Genomic DNA, 17,096 nt, shown 5'->3' on the forward strand with positions numbered 1-17,096 from the left:
ACATTTAAGCCTCAAACTTTAACTTTTCTATATCTCGTTTACTTGCCGCCAATTCTTTGGTCATTTCAGTTAGATTATGATCAAAGAAGGCGGTTTTTTTAAATAACTCTTTGAATTTTTTTCCCGTATCCATTTTGAATGCGATCAGTTCGGCGTGGGTCTTCTCTTGAGCCTCTTTCATCGCTTGAAACATTGAAAATATCTCGGTTTTAAAAGATTGAAAACGTTCTTGATGTGCAAGGGTATCGGCTTTAAAAGCATTGAAATGTTCTTGATGTGACAAGGTCTCGGTTTTAAAAGAGTTAAATTCTTGTTTAAATGAGGACAGGTCTTTTTTCAGGTCGCCGACTTCGCTTTTAACGGAGGAAAGACCGTTTTTCAGATCGCCGACTTCCCCTTTAACAGAGGAAAGATCTTTTTTCAGACCGAAAACTTCACTTTTAACCAATGAAAGGTCTTCTTTCAGACCGCTGACTTCGCTTTTAACAGAGGAAAGATCTTTCTTCAGACCGCTGACTTCGCTTTTAACAGAGGAAAGATCTTTCTTCAGACCGCTGACTTCGCTTTTAACGGAGGAAAGGTCTTTCTTCAGACCGCCGACTTCGCTTTTAACGGAGGAAAGATCTTTCTTCAGCTCACCAATCTCGCTTTTGACGGAAGACAGGTCTTTTTTGATAAAACTGACTTCGGTTTTAACAGAAGCAAGATCTTTCTTCAGACCGCCGACTTCACCTTTAACAGAGGACAGGTCTTTTTGAATCAAACCGACTTCATCTTTAATCAAAATAAGCTCTTTTTTAAAGGGAAGAAGCTCTTCTCTGAATACGTTTCTAATGGTTTGTTCGAGTGCTGGACTCATTTTTTCGCCTCCTTTCAGCTCTTCAAATATATCATGAATTGAAATACAGCAGAAAAGGAGAAACGGTATTTTAGCGGTATGAAAGCGTATAATTGACTAAAGGAAAAACTAAAAACGGCCAAACAAAAAGGCAATGCAGATGCTTGCCTTTTTTAGTTTATTTATTTTCTTTTGGGTCACTGAGTTCAACCCATTCCTGTGACCATTCTTCCATTCCTTTAAGGACCGATTCAAGAGCCTGTCCTTTTTCGGTCAAAGAGTACTCAATCCGTACAGGGGTTTCAGGGTATACGTGCCGGTGAATGATGCCTTCATGCTCGAGTTCTTTTAATCTTTCTGATAACAGCCTCCCGCTTATGGGGAGGGAAGATTCTATATGACAAAACCGCTGCGGGCCGTTAAGTAGCTGGTAAATGATTAATCCGTTCCAGCGCTGACTTATCATTTTCATTCCTTTTTCAAATTTGGGACATAAAGATGATAGGCTCATATTTCTCACCTCTCTAGGTATATTATAACGGTATATCAATGAATGAGCAAAGATCATAAAATGTCTTGACGTAAGTTTGTTATTTATATATACTAACTTACACAAAGTAAGTAACGAACGAAAAAAGGAGGACTTTACCGTCTCATGCTGATGATATGTTGATAGATAGATAAGGTTGGAAGCTTGTCATAGTGATTGGTTTTGTCAAAAAAAAATTAAAAAAGAGGAGAAAATGATGAATAACAAATATGAAATTGGTGCATTGATTTTACGATTGGTTACAGGACTTACATTTTTGCTTCACGGGATTTCCAAGTTTCAAGGCGGTATTGAAAATACTGTAGGATTTTTCAGCAATGTTGGAATTCCGGGGTTTCTTGCTTATGTCGTAGCGATTATCGAACTTGCTGGAGGAGCCTTGATGATTCTCGGCCTTGGTACGCGAATCATTGGCGTCTTATTTGCGCTTGTGATGATCGGAGCTATTTTCACAGTGAAGCTTTCTGCCGGTTTTATGGGAACTGACGGAGGGGCGGGCTATGAATTTGATTTAACACTGCTCGCGATGTCTGTTTACCTTGCTTTAAACGGAAGCGGCCTGCTGTCTCTGGACAGTTTGTTCCGTGCTAATCGGCAAGAAGAATTGTCTTTAGATTAAAAAAGCAGGAAAGAAGGAAAAACCGATGACCCAGCAAATACATCCAAACACAGAGCTAGGCTATGTCAAACTGAAGGTGGCCAGCCTTGAAAGATCCATCTCCTTTTACAGGGACTTTATCGGTTTTCAAATCTTAAAGCTGGGCGAAAAAACAGCTGAATTCACGACGGACGGCAGGGAGCCGCTGCTGGTAATTGAAGAAATTCCAAATGCCGTCGTGCTCCCTGAAAGATCGGCGGCAGGCCTTTATCATTTTGCTATTTTGCTGCCAACCCGTAAAGATCTCGGGGCGGCCGTGAAGCATTTGATCCGTTCCGGCATTGAAATCGGCCAGGGAGACCACCTTGTCAGTGAGGCGTTTTATTTGCAGGACCCGGATCAAAACGGAATCGAAATCTACCGGGACCGTCCGCGTGAAGGGTGGAAGCGTGATGACCAAGGGCATTATGTGATGGGAACGGAGCCTGTTGATGTGAGCGGCCTTCTCGATGAAGCCAAAGATCAGGAATGGAAAGGGCTCCCCCCGGAAACAAAGATCGGCCACGTGCATTTTCACGTCAGGGATTTAACACTGGCGAAAGATTTCTACCACTCTGTGCTGGGCTTTGATATAACAGGGGATTATCAAAATATGTCAGCACTTTTTGTGTCTGCGGGCGGCTACCACCATCACATCGGATTAAATCTATGGGCCGGACGCCACGCGCCATTTGCTCCCGCGAATGCCGCCGGAATGGCATATTACACGATTCTTTTGCCGAATGAAGCCGAGCTTGACAGTGTCTTGAAAAAGCTTGAAAGCTCCGGCCGTATTGCTGAGAAAAAAGCAGACGCATGGTTTGTCAAAGATCCGGCTTCGGGTGTTGATATTAGATTGACGGTTCAGTAAAGGTGAAACAATGTTTCACCTTTTTTTATTGATCATTTTTAATCATAAAGGACAAAAAAAGCAAAGAATGAGAAAAACAGACATCTAAAACAAAGATTTAGAATCCGCAGTTGTGCTAACATGAACTCGCAAATTGTTTTTATTTGGAAGGTTCAAAAGGGGTGAGAATTGGTGGCAAGACAGTTGACTGAAGAGCTGAAACATGAGTCTGTTTGGAATCCGAACATTGGAAGCGGCCGCTTTCGCAATCCCGTTCTTTTTAAGGATTACTCAGATCCTGATATCGTTCGGAAAGGCAAAGATTTTTTCATGGCGGCTTCAAGTTTTTCCAGTTTTCCAGGTATTCCGATTTTGCACTCGACCGACCTGGTTAATTGGACATTAATCAGCCACGTGTTTGACAAACTGCCTTTTAAAGATTATGAATTACCTGCTCATGGAAAAGGGGCGTGGGCGCCAAGCATCCGTTATTATCGAGGCGAATTTTGGGTCTATTTTGCCACCCCTGATGAAGGGATATTTATGAGCAAAACAAAGGACCCGTTTCGCGGCTGGGAACCTCTTGTGCACGTAAAAGAAACGAAAGGCTGGATCGATCCCTGCCCGTTTTGGGATGATGATGGAAGAGCTTATTTGATACACGCGTATGCCAACAGCAGAATCGGCATTAAGAGCAAATTAAATTTATGCAGAATGAAAAAGGACGGGACGGCCTTGGAAGACGATGGGGAAATTGTTTTTGACGGGACACTCAACCACCCTACGATTGAAGGGCCAAAGCTTTATAAAAAGGACGGCTATTATTATATTTTCGCTCCGGCCGGCGGGGTGAAGAACGGCTGGCAGACGGTTCTGCGGAGCAGGCAGATTTACGGTCCTTATGAAGATAAGATTGTCCTTCACCAAGGAAACACGGTCATCAACGGTCCGCACCAGGGGGGCTGGGTTGAGCTTGATTCAGGGGAGTCGTGGTTTATTCATTTTCAAGATCGCGGGGCCTTCGGAAGGATTGTCCACCTCCAGCCTGTCAGCTGGGAAGACGGCTGGCCGTTGATGGGCAAAGACATCAATAAGGATGGAATCGGCGAACCGGTTTTGGAGTGGCAAAAACCGAAGACGAATAGCGAAGATTTGAAAGAGCCTTTTGATCAGGCCAGTGATGATTTTTCTTCGGAAAATCTTGCCCTTCAATGGCAATGGGAAGCCAATCCTAAGCAAGAGTGGTATTCCCTTGATGCCAGACCGGGCCGCCTTCGTTTGTACAGCCGCCGTTCTGTTCATCGTTTCAAGCTTAGCCGAATTCCGAATCTTCTTATGCAGAAATTTTCCGGACCAAGCTTTACAGCCACAATCAAACTGTCGTTATGCGCTTTGTCAGAAACCATCAGAGCCGGACTGGCGGTCATGGGAAAAGAATATGCGTCCCTCTGCTTTTCAAAAGGAGAAAACGGCCTGTATAAGCTTGGTGTGTATACAGGCCGAATCGAAGATGATCTAGAAGACATTAAAACAGAGGAGCACCCGGTTTCAAAGGAGACGGTCTATCTTCGCGTGACAGTCAGTGAAGAAGCGGAATGCCGTTTCAGCTACAGCATCGACCAGCATCATTTCACACAAGTCGGAGATCCATTTCAAGCCGTTCCCGGATTGTGGACGGGAGCCAAAGTGGGAATGTACTGTGTCAATGCCGGCACAGACGGACCGGATGGCAGCTACTGTGACATCGATTGGTTTATCGCTGAGCCGGAAAGGCGGGGACATAAATGAATCATGGCAGGCTATATACGAATCCCGTCTTAACGGGTTTTCATCCAGATCCGTCAATCATTAGGGTCGGAGATGACTATTTCATGGTGAATTCAACCTTTCAGTATTTCCCGGCGATTGTCATTTCACATTCAAAGGATTTGGTGAATTGGAAGATTATTGGACACGGCATCACTGAAAATGACGGATTGGATCTTTCTGATATCAAAGATTCACACGGCATTTGGGCGCCTGATATATCGTATCACAACGGAACTTACTACATTTTTGCGACGCACAGACTGAACGGTCCGACCGTGATCAATGGCAAAAAACTGATCCGCAGGCAGATTGTGATCAAGTCGAGAAGGCCTGAAGGGCCGTATTCAAAGCCCGTTTTTATAGATGAAGGCAGCGGTATCGATCCTTCACACTTTGTCGATGATGATGGGAAACATTATATGCTGCTCAGTCCGGCTTGCACGCTCTTTCCTTTAAATGATGAATGCACAGAAATTATCGGTGAACCGGTGCAGATTTGGGAAGGAACGGGAAGAAGAGCCCCGGAAGGCCCGCATCTTCTGCGAACGAACGGATATTATTATGCCATTTTGGCAGAGGGAGGGACCGGCTATGGCCACACGATCACGACCGCCCGCTCAAAACATTTGTACGGCCCGTATGAGCCATGCCCGTATAATCCGATTTTGACCCAGGCTGATCCTGAGGCGCCGATTCAGAGAGCCGGCCACGGAAAGCTCGTCAAAACGCATAACGGCGAGTGGTGGGTTCTTTATCTTTGCGGCCGTTCCAATGAAGGAAACTTTACAACTCTTGGCAGAGAAACCGCATTGGACCCCGTTCAATGGAAGGAAGACGACTGGTTTGTCATCAACAGCCTAAACGGCCCCAGTCTTATTCAAACAGCGCCGAATCTTCCTGAAGTCATATGGGATGAAAAGAATATCGATGATTTCCAGGAATCATCGCTTGATCTGCAGTGGCAGTTTGTCAGAAATCCAGATCCGTGCGGCTGGTCGCTCACTGAAAGACCGGGCTTTCTCAGACTTTGGACAGGTGATGCTGATTTGCACGACCTTCAGGCGAAAAATACCGTTGTCAGAAGGGAAAAGCACCACCAATACAGCGCAACCGTGAAATTGGATTTTGCTCCTTCGGAAAACGGAGAGCAAGCGGGCCTCACCTGTTATTACAGCACGAACAACTTTTTAAAATGCTGTCTGATCTATGAAGACCGTTTGAAAATCAAGGTGGTTGAAAACCGAAACGGCGTTTTGAAAACGCTGGGGGAACAAAACGCAAAAGAAGGCCCGGTATTCTTAAAAGCCGTCATGAATAAACAGAGGAGAGCTTTTTATTTTAGCTATGAAGAAAAACATTGGCATCACGCCGTTTCTATAGAAAACGCGAGCTTTTTAAGCGATGAGGGTTCGCGCGATCCAAAAGGCCACACAGGAACAATGGTCGGGATGTACGCCAACAACGGCGGGAGCGGGAGAAGGCTTGCTGCTGATTTTGATTGGTTCGGCTATACGCCGTTTTAAATATCCCTGCTTTTTTTTCGGTATTGAAGCGGCGGGATGCCGACGATGTCTTTAAAGACTTTATTGAAATGGCTGATATGTTTAAACCCGGTTTCTTCAGCGATATTCAAGATCTTCTCGTCCGTGTCCCGAAGATATTTTTTCGCTTCGCGTATTCTGATGTGCCGAATATATTCAGGAAGGTGAAAGCCTGTCACTTTTTTAAACACCCTGCTTAAGTAGGAAGGGCTGATAAAAAAAAGTTCGGCCAATCCGTTTAATGTGAGCGTTTCTTGAAAGCTGTCATGAATGTATGAAGCAATTTCAGAGATTTTTTCATCCATTGGATGAAGCGGACAGGTCTCGTTTTGCCTGCCGCTGATCAGGGTTCGGTAAATGGTGAACAGCAATTGAAGCAGTAAAGCTCTGACAACATCTTCATATCCTTCTTTTTTCAGTCTGCATTCCTTCTTTATTTCCATAAGCAAATGCTCAACAGATGTCTGATCACGCAGGGTGAAGGAGACGACATTTGTACTCTCCGGAAACGGAAGGAGCGGAAAATGACTGCAATGAAGAAAAGGCTCAATGAAATCATGAGAAAAATTAATTAAGATGCGCTCAAATTCTTGAACTTCTGTACTGGAGGTTCTGTGCAGGTCATGGGGATTAATGATGATCATGCTGCCTTTTTCAGCTTTATACACGCTTTGATTGATAAAATAGGTGCGTTCTCCGTTCAGCAAATAATACAGTTCATAGCTTTCGTGGACATGTGGCGCGTTCATCTCGGTAAATCCTTTTCTTTGCATATATTGAATCGAAAAAGAATGCTCGGCGATAAAATATTTTGGATGAAGCATCGGGCATTCCTCCTTTTGAAAACGTTTTCCAATCAAGGGATGGGGGAAATCATATGAAGAGGTTTTTTTGTCTGATCTTAATTTTCGCTTTATCAGCCGGCTGTGCTCATCAGCAGCAGGCGTCAACGAAAGAGGGAGAGGTGCTTGAGCTTGACTGGCTAATCCCGCTGCACACGCCGCAGCCGCCGAAAGATAAAGCGCTGAAAATCATTGAAGAAAAAACGAATACAAAGCTTCGTCTCATCTGGGTTCCGGATTCAACAAAAGAAGAAAGGATCAATACAACGCTTGCCGGCGGAAGTATGCCTAAAATCATCACATTGCCGAATCTTGAAGATTCAGCTGTTGTAAACGCGTTGCGGTCAGGGATGTTTTGGGAAATCGGCCCGTATTTAAAAGACTATCCGAATTTGAAACATCTTGATAAAACTATTTTAAAAAATATCTCGGTTGATGGCAAAGTTTACGGGATTTATAGAGAAAGGCCTTTGGCGAGACAGGGGGTTGTGATACGAAAAGACTGGCTTGACAATCTCGGTTTGGACATGCCTGAGACCGCAGATGATATTTATCAAATAGCAAAAGCATTCACAAAACAGGACCCTGACCAGAATGGAAAGGATGACACGATCGGTCTTGCCGACCGCAATGATTTGACATTCGGAGCCTTCAAAACCCTGGCATCATATTTTGGAGCGCCTAATGAGTGGGGGACGGCCCAAGACGGGAGCCTGTTTCCCGATTTCAAAAGCGGCGCTTACAAAGAGACAATGAAATATATGAAAAGGTTTTATGACGAAGGGCTGATGAACCGGGATTTTGCGGTTACAAGCAAAACGCAGCAGCAGGAATTATTCATTCAGGGAAAAGCGGGGATTTATATCGGAGCAATGAGCGACGCGATGAATCTGCGTGATCAGGGGCTTGGCTTGAACTCCGATTTTCAGATCGATATCATAAACCGAATCAAGGGTCCGGACGGCAGAGAGCATACATGGGCGCTCGGGGGCCATGGCGGAATGTTCGCCATTTCTAAATCAAGCGTCAAGACAGAAGAAGAAGTGAAGAAAATCCTCGCATTTTTTGACCGAATCGCCGAAGAAGACCTTAACAATTTAATGTTATACGGAATCGAAGGCGTCCATTATGAAAAAAAGGGAGACGATGGCTATTTTCGAAAACAAGAAAACTATCATTTATGGGAAACGGAAATTCAGCCGCTGAATCAGCTGATCGGCGTCAATAAACAATCTTTAAAAAGCGCTGAAGATCCGCTGCGCGCAAAAAACGAAAGACTTGAAGAAGACAATCGTTCCATCGCCGTCTTGAATCCGGCGGAACCGCTTTACTCTGCGGTACAGACGGCCAGGGGTACAGAATTAAAAAAGATTATCGATGATGCGGCATTTCAATTTATTCTCGGGGAAATAGATGAAAAAGGCTTTGATCAGGCCGTCGGGAAATGGGAGAAACAGGGCGGCGGAGAGATGATCAGAGAGCTGAATGAGGATCGTCAGCATCAGAAATAAAATGTGAAAAACCCTTTCCTGAGCGAATGGCGGAAAGGGTTTTTGGACCGCGGACAATCACCGTACTTGCAGAACGTGCTTCAAATAGTTTGTCAATGCCTCGATCTGGCCCGCTGTATCAGCCTTTGTTTTTCCTAAATAAATCGTCTGCATGATGATGGCGTCGTTTGTACTGATGAAAAATTTCACGATTGTTTCCAGCGGCTGAAGAGGATGAAATTCACCGCTGTCCGTGCCTTTCTGCAACAGTTCTGTGAAATAGCTGACAATATCCAAGTGTAAATTCTTTAAATATTTTGAAATAAACAATATAATTCCATAAGAGAAAGAGGATCACCTCATTTTCATTTATCCGCTCTGGTGGGGAGGAATGCCGGCGATTTTAAAAGGCTTCATAGACCGCGTGTTTGTTTCCGGTGAAGCCTATACATATCAAGGAAAGCTGCCAAAAGGATTGCTGAAGGCGCGCACGGCTTCGGTTTACTATACGGCTGACGCTCCTGGCTGGTACTTGCGGCTTTGGCGGCGTGATGCGGATTGGATTACAGCAAAAGACGCCATTTTAAAATTTTGCGGTGTACGCCAAGTGAGGCGCATGCTGTTTCCGAGTGTAAAGGTTAGCTCAGAGGAAAAACGGAAAAAATGGCTTGATCGTGTATATCGGTCGGCATCATTTGAAGGGTGAGGTGTATTAGCAGATGACAAAGAATCTGAAATGGCTGGACTGGGCAAAGGAAATGCAGGCAATCGCCCAAGCGGGGCTTGCCTATACAAAAGATGAATTTGATAAAGAACGCTTTGAGAGACTTCGCGACTTAAGCTGTGAAATTATCGCTGAGTATTCAGATGCCGGTTTTTTAAAAGTGAAAGACCTTTTTGCAGGCGAGTCAGGCTATCAAACGCCTAAAGTTGATGTCAGAGCCGTCATTTTTAAAGAAGAGCAGCTGCTCTTCGTACAGGAAAAAGCAGACGGGAAATGGGCGCTGCCGGGAGGATGGGCCGATATCGGACTTTCTCCGAAAGAAATCGCCGTCAAGGAAACGCTTGAAGAGACAGGCTTTAAAGTACAAGCGCAAAAGCTTTTAGCTGTCATGGATAAAAAATGCCACAATCATCCGCCTTCCGCATTTCATGTGTATAAAATGTTTATAGCCTGTGACATTGTTGGCGGAGAGGCTGCCGCCGGAATGGAAACGAAAAACATCGGTTTTTTCCCGCTGGAGCACTTGCCTGAATTATCAGAAGCCAGAAATACATATGAGCAGATCAAATTTCTGTTTGAGGAAAAAAGCGATTCCGGTAGGGTGTACTGTGATTAAAGGGGGAGTGATATTGGAACAGCTGAAATATCCAATCGGAGCCTTTACCGCGCCCTTTCAGATGGACAAAAGGAAACGGGCTGATTTGATTAAGGCGCTGAGGCAAGCGCCTGCATTACTGAAAGAAGCCGTGTCAGGCTTGAGTGAGACACAGCTGGACACACCTTATCGAAAAGGAGGCTGGACAGTCCGGCAAGTCGTCCATCATATCGCTGACAGCCACATCAATGGTTATCTTCGCTGTAAACTGGCATTGACGGAAAAAACGCCGCTGATCCGAACATTTGATGAACAAAAGTGGTCGGAGCTGACTGATGCAAAGACATTTGATCCACACTTGTCAATCGTGCTTTTAGAGGCGCTGCATCAGCGCTGGGCTGACCTTTTTGAAGCCTTGGAAGACGCGGATTTTGAAAAAGCGTACCTTCATCCCGACAGCCGGGAAGAGATCAGACTCTATCATGCCCTTGCACTCTATGTGTGGCATTCGAAACACCATATCGCCCATATTTCATCGCTTCGTGACAGAATGGGATGGAAATAAGAAAACGCGCCGCGGCGCGTTTTTTTCTTTATAAAAGATCGTTAAAGCTGAGGTGGGGAGAGGACACCTGTGGGCACCGCTTTTTTTTGCTGGTGATTTGCAGTAAGATAATGAGGGTATCACCCAATAACACCTGAAATATGCCGTTTTGTTTCAACATGTTCGGCATGAATGGATTGCAATGGAGAGAAGTGGTTTTTATGAAAAAATATGCGCTGTCAGTTTTAAGAATCGTATTTCCCGCGGCTGTTCTGCTGTTTGTCATTTATCAAGCAAAAAAAGAGCTGGCCGGTTTATCTTTTAAAGAGACATTTTTGATTATCAACAATGTGGAAAGAATCGACCTTTTTATATTGGTTTTTCTCGGCTTCGCTGCCATTGCGGCGATGTCTTTATATGACTTTGTTTTGGTTCGATCTCTTGGAATGCGGATATCCAAATGGAAAACGGTCAAGATTTCATGGATCGCCAACTCATTTAACAATGTCCTTGGCTTCGGCGGGCTGTCAGGAGCCGGTTTGCGAACGATTCTTTATAAGGAGCATGTCAGCGATGTGAAAAAGCTGATCAAAGGTATCGCATGGCTAGCCTCCTCAATTCTCCTCGGCCTCTCCGTTCTCAGCATTTTCGTCCTTGTCAGGCTGCTGCCTTCAGGAGGCCTGCTTTCTGAAAAGGCTTGGGTTCTTCTGGCTGTTGCCGGAATGGCTATGATTGCGCCGGCTGCGGCCGCTGTTTTAATCATCAGAAAGAAAAGAAGCGGCGGCATTGAAAAAGGCTTAAAGCTGTCCGACTTTTTTTCGTATTTAAGTGCATCGGTTATCGAATGGCTTGCAGCCGGAACGGTGATGTATTTTTCGCTTGTGACGATGGGAATCGAGTTGGATGTCAGAACCGTGCTCGGCGTTTTTGCCATCGCTTCGGTCGGCGGAATGATCAGTCTTGTTCCCGGCGGATTCGGTTCGTTCGACCTGCTTTTTTTAATTGGCATGAACCAATTAGGGATCGATCAAGAAATCACTTTGACTGCCGTTGTCCTTTATCGGATCGCTTATTCATTTATTCCTTTCGGGCTTGGCCTTGTTTTTGCTGCGGCTGATTTGACAGGAAATACGATGAAAAAGCTTGAGGAAAAACCGATTATTGCCCCGGCAATAGAAACGACCAACATTTTGCTGATTTTACATAGGGCATTGCTGTTCAGGCTGCTGAATGGTTCGCTTGCCGTCATTTCATTTTGCTGCGGAGCGATTGTCCTGGTTTCGGTTGCGCTGCCGATCGACAGGGTCACGCTGATACCGCATGTTTCCAAACATATGCTGACGTTTTTTAACGGCCTGTCTCTCAGCTTTGCCTTGATATTGCTGATTCTTCCGTTGGAACTCTACAGAAGGACAAAGCGTTCTTATTATATGACGCTGACCGCTTTAGCGTTTGCTTTCGTTTTCAGCCTTTTTAAAGGCTTTAATATCAGCGCGGTTTTTCTGATTCCTCTCGTATTTATTCTGTTTATTTTATTAAGAGGGCAATTCACCAGAGAGCGGACGGTATACACATTTGGGCAAATCGCATGGGGGGCATTCATCTTTCTCTTTACCCTGTTGAACTACAATATCATTGCCTCAAAGATTTGGGAGGGGCTCGGCCATATCCTGACCAGAGATTATTTTATTCACAGTGAACGGCATGTCAACTTTGCGACCGTTTTTGCTTTATTCTTTGTACCGCTGTTTTTTGCCGTATTGATCACCATATACAACAGAAAAACAAAAGAGGTTGGCGAAGAGCCCGATCCTGCGAAACTGGAGAAATTTTTGCAAGAAAAAGGCGGTAATGCTTTGAGCCACTTAGGTTTTTTGGGAGACAAGCGCTTTTTTTATTCCAGCGACGGGAACGCGCTGATTCAGTTTGCCAAAATCGGCCAGCGCCTCGTTGTTCTCGGCGACCCATCCGGACTAAAGGAATCCTTTCCGCTTATTTTAAAAGAATTTCTGCATCTGGCAGATCAAAAAGGATATCTCGTCACCTTCTATCAGATTGAACGGGAAGATATGGCGCTTTACCACGACTTCGGCTACCGTTTTTTCAAGCTCGGAGAAGAGGCGATTGTCGATCTCGACACGTTTACGATCAGCGGCAAAAAACGGGCCGGCTTAAGAGCGATATACAATCGTTTTGAAAGGGAGGGGTATACGTTTCATGTCGAAGAACCTCCATTTTCCCAAGAATTCCTTCATGAACTGCGGCACATATCTGATGAATGGCTCGGACGAAAAAAAGAAAAAGGCTTTTCACTAGGGTTTTTTAAAGAAGAATATTTGCAAAAAGCGCCAATTGCTGTATTAAAAGATGAAGCAGGCGAAATCATCGCATTTATGAATATCATGCCGATGTACCGTGAAGGTGAAATGTCCATCGATTTGATGCGCTACTCGGAAAAAGCGCCAAAAGGAATCATGGATGCGCTGTTCATCTATTTATTTCAATGGGGAAAAGAGCAGGGCTACACGGCATTCAATATGGGAATGGCTCCTTTATCAAATGTGGGCACATCCTTGCAGTCGTTTTGGACGGAACGGCTTGCCGCCGTAATTTTCAACAATGTCAGCTATATGTACAGTTTCAGCGGCCTGCGGTCCTTTAAAGAAAAATATAAGCCGGTATGGCGGGGGAAATATTTAGCCTACCGGAAAAACAGATCCCTTCCTGTGACGATGATTCTGGTGACAAGGCTGATTGGGAGAAGAGCGAAGTGAGAGCCGTTTGACAACGGCTCTTTTCGTTGTAAGGAGCGGCTTAAAACGATATACTGCAAATGACTGGAAATCGATATGGAACAAACGGGGGATGGAAATGAAACGTGTCGAAGTACTCAGATATGACGCATTCTCAAAGCTGGTGGGTAAAGGGAATCCGGCGGGGGTCGTCATTGACGCAGAGCATCTGGCTGCTGAGGAGATGCAGCAGATCGCCGAAAAAACCGGATACAACGAAACTTCTTTTTTGCTGCCGAGCCGTTCGGCTGACATTCAGATTCGCTATTTTACGCCCGGCCATGAAATGAATTTATGCGGACATGCGACTGTGGCTTCGCTCTATGCGCTTTATGAGAAAGGCGGGGTTGAACCCGGCATGGAGCTGAAAATTGAAACAAAAGCGGGCCATCTTTCCGTTAAGACCGGTTATGATGACGTGGAAAAACGTTTTTTCGCAACATTAGAGCAGGCGCCGCCAAGCTTTCGGCCATTTACAGGAGACCGCGCCAATTTGGCGGAAGTCCTTGGGATCAGTGAGGAAGACTTTCATGAAGCATTGCCCATCGTTTACGGAAGCACAGGGATTTGGACATTGCTTGTACCTGTTAAAGATTTGGCGGCCTGCCGGAGGATGAAACCGGTGCAGGCTGAATTTCCGGACGTTTTAGCGGATATGCCCCGTGCATCTGTCCACCCATTCTGCTTAGAAACGATCCATCAGGACTGCCATCTTCACGGCAGACATTTTTCATCGCCTTATTCTGGAACAAGTGAAGATCCTGTTACCGGAACGGCGTCTGGCGTGATGGGCGCTTATATGAAAACGTACGGAAAAACATTCAGCAAAGAAGGGCAGACAGTGTTTCTCATCGAACAAGGCCAGGAAATCGGCAAAGACGGAAAGGTGAAAATCGAGGTCATTGAAAAAAACGGAGAAATGAAGGTGCAAATGACAGGAACCGCTGTTTTTGCGGAAAAACAAAGCTTTGAGGTGTAATAGGCCGGCGCTCGGATAGAGCGCTGTCTTTTTTATGGAATGGATGATGATTGCAAACCTGAAAATAAAACTTTATAATCAAAAATGATAATCATTTTCATTTAAGGGGGCGGCAAAATGAACGACACTTTGCAGACTCAAAGTATACGCGATTGCGTCAGAAATAGAAGAACGATTCGTAAATTTAAGCAGGATCCGGTACCTAAAGAAATGGTCATTGAGCTGCTGGAAGATGCGGTTTATGCTCCGAATCACCGGCTGACAGAGCCGTGGCGGTTTATTTATATCGGGTCGGAAAGCGGAAAAAAGAAGCATGCCGACAATTTAAAAGCAGCATTTAAAGAGCTTAAGCCGAATATGAAAGAGGAACAAATCCAAAAGTTCAGGGAGCATATCTTAAGTGTTCCGGCTTTTCTGTTTGTCATGATGAAAGAAGACGAAAATGAGCGGATCAGAAAGGATGACTTCGCGGCCGTCAGCTGTTTGATCCAAAACTTTCAGCTGCTTGCCTGGGAAAAAGGCATCGGCATGGTATGGAAAAGCGGAGAAGTGCTCTACAGCCAAACGCTTCATCAATTAATGGGGCTGCACAGTGATGAACGGGTTGCCGCTTTATTGCAGATCGGATACCCGGCGGAAATTCCTAATGGGGAAAAACGCACGCCGGCGGCGCAGCTATTGACTGAAATTTTATAAAAAAGAAAGCCCGGCAGCTCCGGGCTTTCTCTATGCTACTTTGATTGCCGCTGCTCCGCGCGCTTGTCGGCCGCCTGCATGCGGGCCTGGGCTTCGCGGTCATCCTGATCTGCGAGTTCTGCTGAATATTCCTCATAAACACCGTCAGTTTCTTTTTTATACTGATCAGGGACTTGCGGAAGCTTTTGTTTATTTTTATCCCGGTTTTTGTGGATTGCATTTCTGCCCATGTGATCACTCCTCATCAATAATCAGCCGGTCGTGATTATTGTTCGCTGATCAGACAGCCGCTATGCATTACGATTTTTCCCTGGCAGCGCGCTCCGCTCTTTTAAATTCCCGCGAATATCTGACTTCCTGCGTTTTGTTCAGGGGGGATTTGAAGCGCTCCCGTTTTTTCTTGTCAGCCATTTTTAAAGCCTCCTATAAGATCAGATTATTCACAGGCTGTCCGTTTCAGAGGCATTTATTCAGGATTAAGCTTCTTTTAGCCGGCGGTTTTCGTCTTCAAACGTTCTCATGCTGTATAAAGAGTACAAATCTTTCGGTATTTCAAATAGGTAAAATGCTCCGCAATCAGCCTCTTTCAGCCTTTCAGGGGCAGCCTGGATGGCATATGGCAGCTTTTTTGCCGCTTTAAGTGAGCGTGTGTTTGTTTTTCTGATTTTCATCAAAACCGTTTCAATATTTTTCTCGTAAAAAAGCTCGCAGAAAAACGCGTTTTTTGCCCGCTGGTTATAGCCTTTGCCGTGGAAAGTCCTGCCGAGCCAAGTGCCAAGAAACCCCTCATTCCCCTCTATGTCATACAAGCTGATGCAGCCGATCGGATTTTCCCATTCATCGAGAATCGTACGGGATATCAGCTTTCCCTGTTCTTCCTCTTCCATCATGTTTTTGACGTGAAACATATATTCCTCAATGGTCGCTGCTTTATTTCTGACAAAAGGGAAGACTTCCGGATGGATCATAAGTTCAAAAAGCGCAGAGCAGTCGGTCATTTCTCGTTTTTTCAGCATGGCAGCCCCTCCTTAATGTGAGGGCGGTCTTCCAGTTGCAAACAGGCTCCAGCCACCCTCGAAATTTTTTAATTTGCGGAAAAAACATCCGCCGTTTCTTGCTCAAGCATTAAAAAATTCGGGGTGGGAATCGAACCCACTAAAACCAGAAGATCTGGTGGCGCACCATTTGCCTTCCCTATTCACATCTGCTGCTAATGGTTTCTACATTTTACGCAGCTGGGAGGCGAAAAGCGACAAGGCTTTTGCGGGAAATACATTATCTTATACAAGAAGATCCTTCAGGGCGTCTTCCAATTCGGGATACAAGAAATGATAACCGTTTAATAGGGTCTTTTTCGGCAGAACGCGCTGTCCTTTTAGCACCAGCAGACTCATTTCACCCAGGACGGCTTTTATCGCAAATTCGGGAACCGGAATCCAATGCGGCCGTTTTTTCACCTTGGCGATTGTTTTTCCGAATGCCTCCATCTGCACGGGATTTGGAGCTGTGGCATTGATCGGGCCTGACAGCTGCTGGTTATCCATCGCCGACTGAATCAAGCCGAGCGCGTCATCAATATGAATCCACGGTATCCATTGGGTGCCTGAACCGATTCGCCCTCCTGCAAACAGTTGATAAGGAAGCGCCATTTTCGGAAGCGCTCCGCCGTCTTTTCCGAGGACCATGCCAAAACGCATGTATACGGTGCGAATTCCAAGCGCTTCGATTTGTCCCGCTTCCTTTTCCCAGGCAGCCGTCGTCCGGCTCAGAAAATCGCGGTTTGAAACAGCCGAATCTTCTGTGAATGTTTGGTCAAGGCTCGTCCCGTAGATCCCGACAGCGCTTGCTTGAATGAGGACTTTCGGCTTTGCATCCAGCTTTTCGATAATACGCGCGGACTCCTGCACAGAGCGAAGGCGGCTGTTCACAATCTCCGTCTTTGTTTTTTCAGTCCAGCGGCCGAAAAGCGATTTTCCGGCCAAATTGATCCACACGTCGATTTCAGGCAGTTCGGTTTCAGGCCGGGCGCCGTTTCTTTGCCAAAGAACATGAGAAAGGGTTTTTTGTTCCGTTTCCGCAGGATTTCTTGATAAAATATAAACGTGATGTCCCCCGGCGGTTAAAGCGTTTGACAGGTGCTTGCCGATAAAGCCTGTTCCGCCGGCGATTGCAATTTTCATCATGATCACTCCCTTTTGGAGATCCTTTA

Annotated in this window: 18 protein-coding genes and 1 pseudogene; 11 read left to right on the top strand and 8 right to left on the bottom strand. The window is 45.4% G+C overall.

Annotated elements, in window-relative coordinates:
- Positions 1-4 precede the first annotated feature (4 nt).
- Both BTA30_RS16605 and BTA30_RS16610 read right to left on the bottom strand, forming a co-directional pair.
- Positions 5-859, bottom strand: a complete 855-nt coding sequence (locus tag BTA30_RS16605; protein WP_076762425.1) for a hypothetical protein — start codon at positions 857-859, stop codon at positions 5-7.
- Positions 860-1,016: 157 nt separating this feature from the next.
- Complete coding sequence (locus BTA30_RS16610) at positions 1,017-1,349, bottom strand: winged helix-turn-helix transcriptional regulator (RefSeq protein WP_076762426.1); 333 nt, start codon at positions 1,347-1,349, stop codon at positions 1,017-1,019.
- A 235-nt stretch (positions 1,350-1,584) separates the two neighbouring features.
- Here BTA30_RS16610 and BTA30_RS16615 point away from each other — a divergent pair, with 235 nt between their 5' ends.
- From BTA30_RS16615 to BTA30_RS16630, 4 genes are all read left to right on the top strand, one after another.
- Positions 1,585-2,007: a DoxX family protein gene (locus BTA30_RS16615; RefSeq protein ID WP_076762427.1), complete on the top strand. Its 423-nt coding sequence runs from the start codon at positions 1,585-1,587 to the stop codon at positions 2,005-2,007.
- A 25-nt stretch (positions 2,008-2,032) separates the two neighbouring features.
- Positions 2,033-2,896 carry a VOC family protein gene (locus BTA30_RS16620; RefSeq protein ID WP_076762428.1) on the top strand — a complete coding sequence of 288 codons (864 nt, stop codon included), beginning with the start codon at positions 2,033-2,035 and terminating at the stop codon, positions 2,894-2,896.
- Positions 2,897-3,067: 171 nt separating this feature from the next.
- A complete protein-coding gene (locus BTA30_RS16625) occupies positions 3,068-4,663 on the top strand; it encodes a glycoside hydrolase family 43 protein (RefSeq protein ID WP_076762429.1) in 1,596 nt (531 codons plus the stop codon).
- Positions 4,660-6,207, top strand: a complete 1,548-nt coding sequence (locus BTA30_RS16630; RefSeq protein ID WP_076762430.1) for a glycoside hydrolase family 43 protein — start codon at positions 4,660-4,662, stop codon at positions 6,205-6,207. Before BTA30_RS16625 ends, BTA30_RS16630 begins: the two co-directional genes overlap by 4 nt.
- Here BTA30_RS16630 and BTA30_RS16635 read toward each other — a convergent pair.
- The gene (locus BTA30_RS16635; protein WP_076762431.1) at positions 6,204-7,049 is read right to left on the bottom strand and encodes an AraC family transcriptional regulator; all 846 of its coding nucleotides are present in this window, start codon (positions 7,047-7,049) and stop codon (positions 6,204-6,206) included. The two genes, BTA30_RS16630 and BTA30_RS16635, sit on opposite strands and share 4 nt — an antisense overlap.
- Before the next feature lie 53 nt (positions 7,050-7,102).
- Here BTA30_RS16635 and BTA30_RS16640 point away from each other — a divergent pair, with 53 nt between their 5' ends.
- A complete protein-coding gene (locus BTA30_RS16640) occupies positions 7,103-8,578 on the top strand; it encodes an extracellular solute-binding protein (RefSeq protein ID WP_076762432.1) in 1,476 nt (491 codons plus the stop codon).
- A gap of 57 nt (positions 8,579-8,635) precedes the next feature.
- Here BTA30_RS16640 and BTA30_RS16645 read toward each other — a convergent pair whose 3' ends face one another.
- Complete coding sequence (locus tag BTA30_RS16645; RefSeq protein WP_223831694.1) at positions 8,636-8,887, bottom strand: hypothetical protein; 252 nt, start codon at positions 8,885-8,887, stop codon at positions 8,636-8,638.
- Between the two features lie 22 nt (positions 8,888-8,909).
- Here BTA30_RS16645 and BTA30_RS16650 point away from each other — a divergent pair.
- The 6 genes and pseudogenes from BTA30_RS16650 to BTA30_RS16675 form a co-directional block, all read left to right on the top strand.
- Positions 8,910-9,263, top strand: a pseudogene (locus BTA30_RS16650) (NAD(P)H-dependent oxidoreductase); the annotation flags it as partial.
- A 13-nt stretch (positions 9,264-9,276) separates the two neighbouring features.
- Positions 9,277-9,897 (top strand): NUDIX hydrolase, encoded by a 621-nt coding sequence (locus tag BTA30_RS16655; protein WP_076762433.1) that lies wholly within the window; start codon positions 9,277-9,279, stop codon positions 9,895-9,897.
- A gap of 7 nt (positions 9,898-9,904) precedes the next feature.
- Positions 9,905-10,441 carry a YfiT family bacillithiol transferase gene (locus BTA30_RS16660; protein WP_239693623.1) on the top strand — a complete coding sequence of 179 codons (537 nt, stop codon included), beginning with the start codon at positions 9,905-9,907 and terminating at the stop codon, positions 10,439-10,441.
- A gap of 200 nt (positions 10,442-10,641) precedes the next feature.
- Positions 10,642-13,194, top strand: a complete 2,553-nt coding sequence (gene mprF, locus BTA30_RS16665; protein ID WP_076762434.1) for a bifunctional lysylphosphatidylglycerol flippase/synthetase MprF — start codon at positions 10,642-10,644, stop codon at positions 13,192-13,194.
- A 97-nt stretch (positions 13,195-13,291) separates the two neighbouring features.
- Complete coding sequence (locus BTA30_RS16670) at positions 13,292-14,191, top strand: PhzF family phenazine biosynthesis isomerase (protein WP_076762471.1); 900 nt, start codon at positions 13,292-13,294, stop codon at positions 14,189-14,191.
- A 117-nt stretch (positions 14,192-14,308) separates the two neighbouring features.
- Complete coding sequence (locus BTA30_RS16675; RefSeq protein ID WP_076762435.1) at positions 14,309-14,887, top strand: nitroreductase family protein; 579 nt, start codon at positions 14,309-14,311, stop codon at positions 14,885-14,887.
- A gap of 35 nt (positions 14,888-14,922) precedes the next feature.
- Here BTA30_RS16675 and BTA30_RS16680 read toward each other — a convergent pair whose 3' ends face one another.
- From BTA30_RS16680 to BTA30_RS16695, 4 genes are all read right to left on the bottom strand, one after another.
- On the bottom strand, positions 14,923-15,117 hold the full coding sequence (locus BTA30_RS16680) for a YfhD family protein (protein WP_076762436.1): 195 nt from the start codon (positions 15,115-15,117) through the stop codon (positions 14,923-14,925).
- Between the two features lie 67 nt (positions 15,118-15,184).
- A complete protein-coding gene (locus BTA30_RS16685) occupies positions 15,185-15,298 on the bottom strand; it encodes a YfhE family protein (RefSeq protein ID WP_076762437.1) in 114 nt (37 codons plus the stop codon).
- A gap of 65 nt (positions 15,299-15,363) precedes the next feature.
- A complete protein-coding gene (locus BTA30_RS16690) occupies positions 15,364-15,903 on the bottom strand; it encodes a GNAT family N-acetyltransferase (protein WP_076762438.1) in 540 nt (179 codons plus the stop codon).
- Positions 15,904-16,167: 264 nt separating this feature from the next.
- The gene (locus BTA30_RS16695; protein WP_076762439.1) at positions 16,168-17,067 is read right to left on the bottom strand and encodes a TIGR01777 family oxidoreductase; all 900 of its coding nucleotides are present in this window, start codon (positions 17,065-17,067) and stop codon (positions 16,168-16,170) included.
- Between the last annotated feature and the right edge of the window lie 29 nt (positions 17,068-17,096).

Origin of the sequence: Bacillus swezeyi, from assembly GCF_001969815.1 — a bacterium.
GTDB lineage: Bacteria > Bacillota > Bacilli > Bacillales > Bacillaceae > Bacillus > Bacillus swezeyi.

Bases quoted from the DNA above. Each gene is read 5' to 3' on its own strand.
- BTA30_RS16610 (WP_076762426.1), bottom strand. From the start codon at position 1,349: ATGAGCCTATCATCTTTATGTCCCAAATTTGAAAAAGGAATGAAAATG.
- BTA30_RS16640 (WP_076762432.1), top strand. From the start codon at position 7,103: ATGAAGAGGTTTTTTTGTCTGATCTTAATTTTCGCTTTATCAGCCGGC.
- BTA30_RS16605 (WP_076762425.1), bottom strand. From the start codon at position 859: ATGAGTCCAGCACTCGAACAAACCATTAGAAACGTATTCAGAGAAGAG.
- BTA30_RS16690 (WP_076762438.1), bottom strand. From the start codon at position 15,903: ATGCTGAAAAAACGAGAAATGACCGACTGCTCTGCGCTTTTTGAACTT.
- BTA30_RS16630 (WP_076762430.1), top strand. From the start codon at position 4,660: ATGAATCATGGCAGGCTATATACGAATCCCGTCTTAACGGGTTTTCAT.
- BTA30_RS16675 (WP_076762435.1), top strand. From the start codon at position 14,309: ATGAACGACACTTTGCAGACTCAAAGTATACGCGATTGCGTCAGAAAT.
- BTA30_RS16680 (WP_076762436.1), bottom strand. From the start codon at position 15,117: ATGGGCAGAAATGCAATCCACAAAAACCGGGATAAAAATAAACAAAAG.
- BTA30_RS16685 (WP_076762437.1), bottom strand. From the start codon at position 15,298: ATGGCTGACAAGAAAAAACGGGAGCGCTTCAAATCCCCCCTGAACAAA.
- BTA30_RS16635 (WP_076762431.1), bottom strand. From the start codon at position 7,049: ATGCTTCATCCAAAATATTTTATCGCCGAGCATTCTTTTTCGATTCAA.
- BTA30_RS16655 (WP_076762433.1), top strand. From the start codon at position 9,277: ATGACAAAGAATCTGAAATGGCTGGACTGGGCAAAGGAAATGCAGGCA.
- mprF (WP_076762434.1), top strand. From the start codon at position 10,642: ATGAAAAAATATGCGCTGTCAGTTTTAAGAATCGTATTTCCCGCGGCT.
- BTA30_RS16620 (WP_076762428.1), top strand. From the start codon at position 2,033: ATGACCCAGCAAATACATCCAAACACAGAGCTAGGCTATGTCAAACTG.
- BTA30_RS16695 (WP_076762439.1), bottom strand. From the start codon at position 17,067: ATGAAAATTGCAATCGCCGGCGGAACAGGCTTTATCGGCAAGCACCTG.
- BTA30_RS16670 (WP_076762471.1), top strand. From the start codon at position 13,292: ATGAAACGTGTCGAAGTACTCAGATATGACGCATTCTCAAAGCTGGTG.
- BTA30_RS16615 (WP_076762427.1), top strand. From the start codon at position 1,585: ATGAATAACAAATATGAAATTGGTGCATTGATTTTACGATTGGTTACA.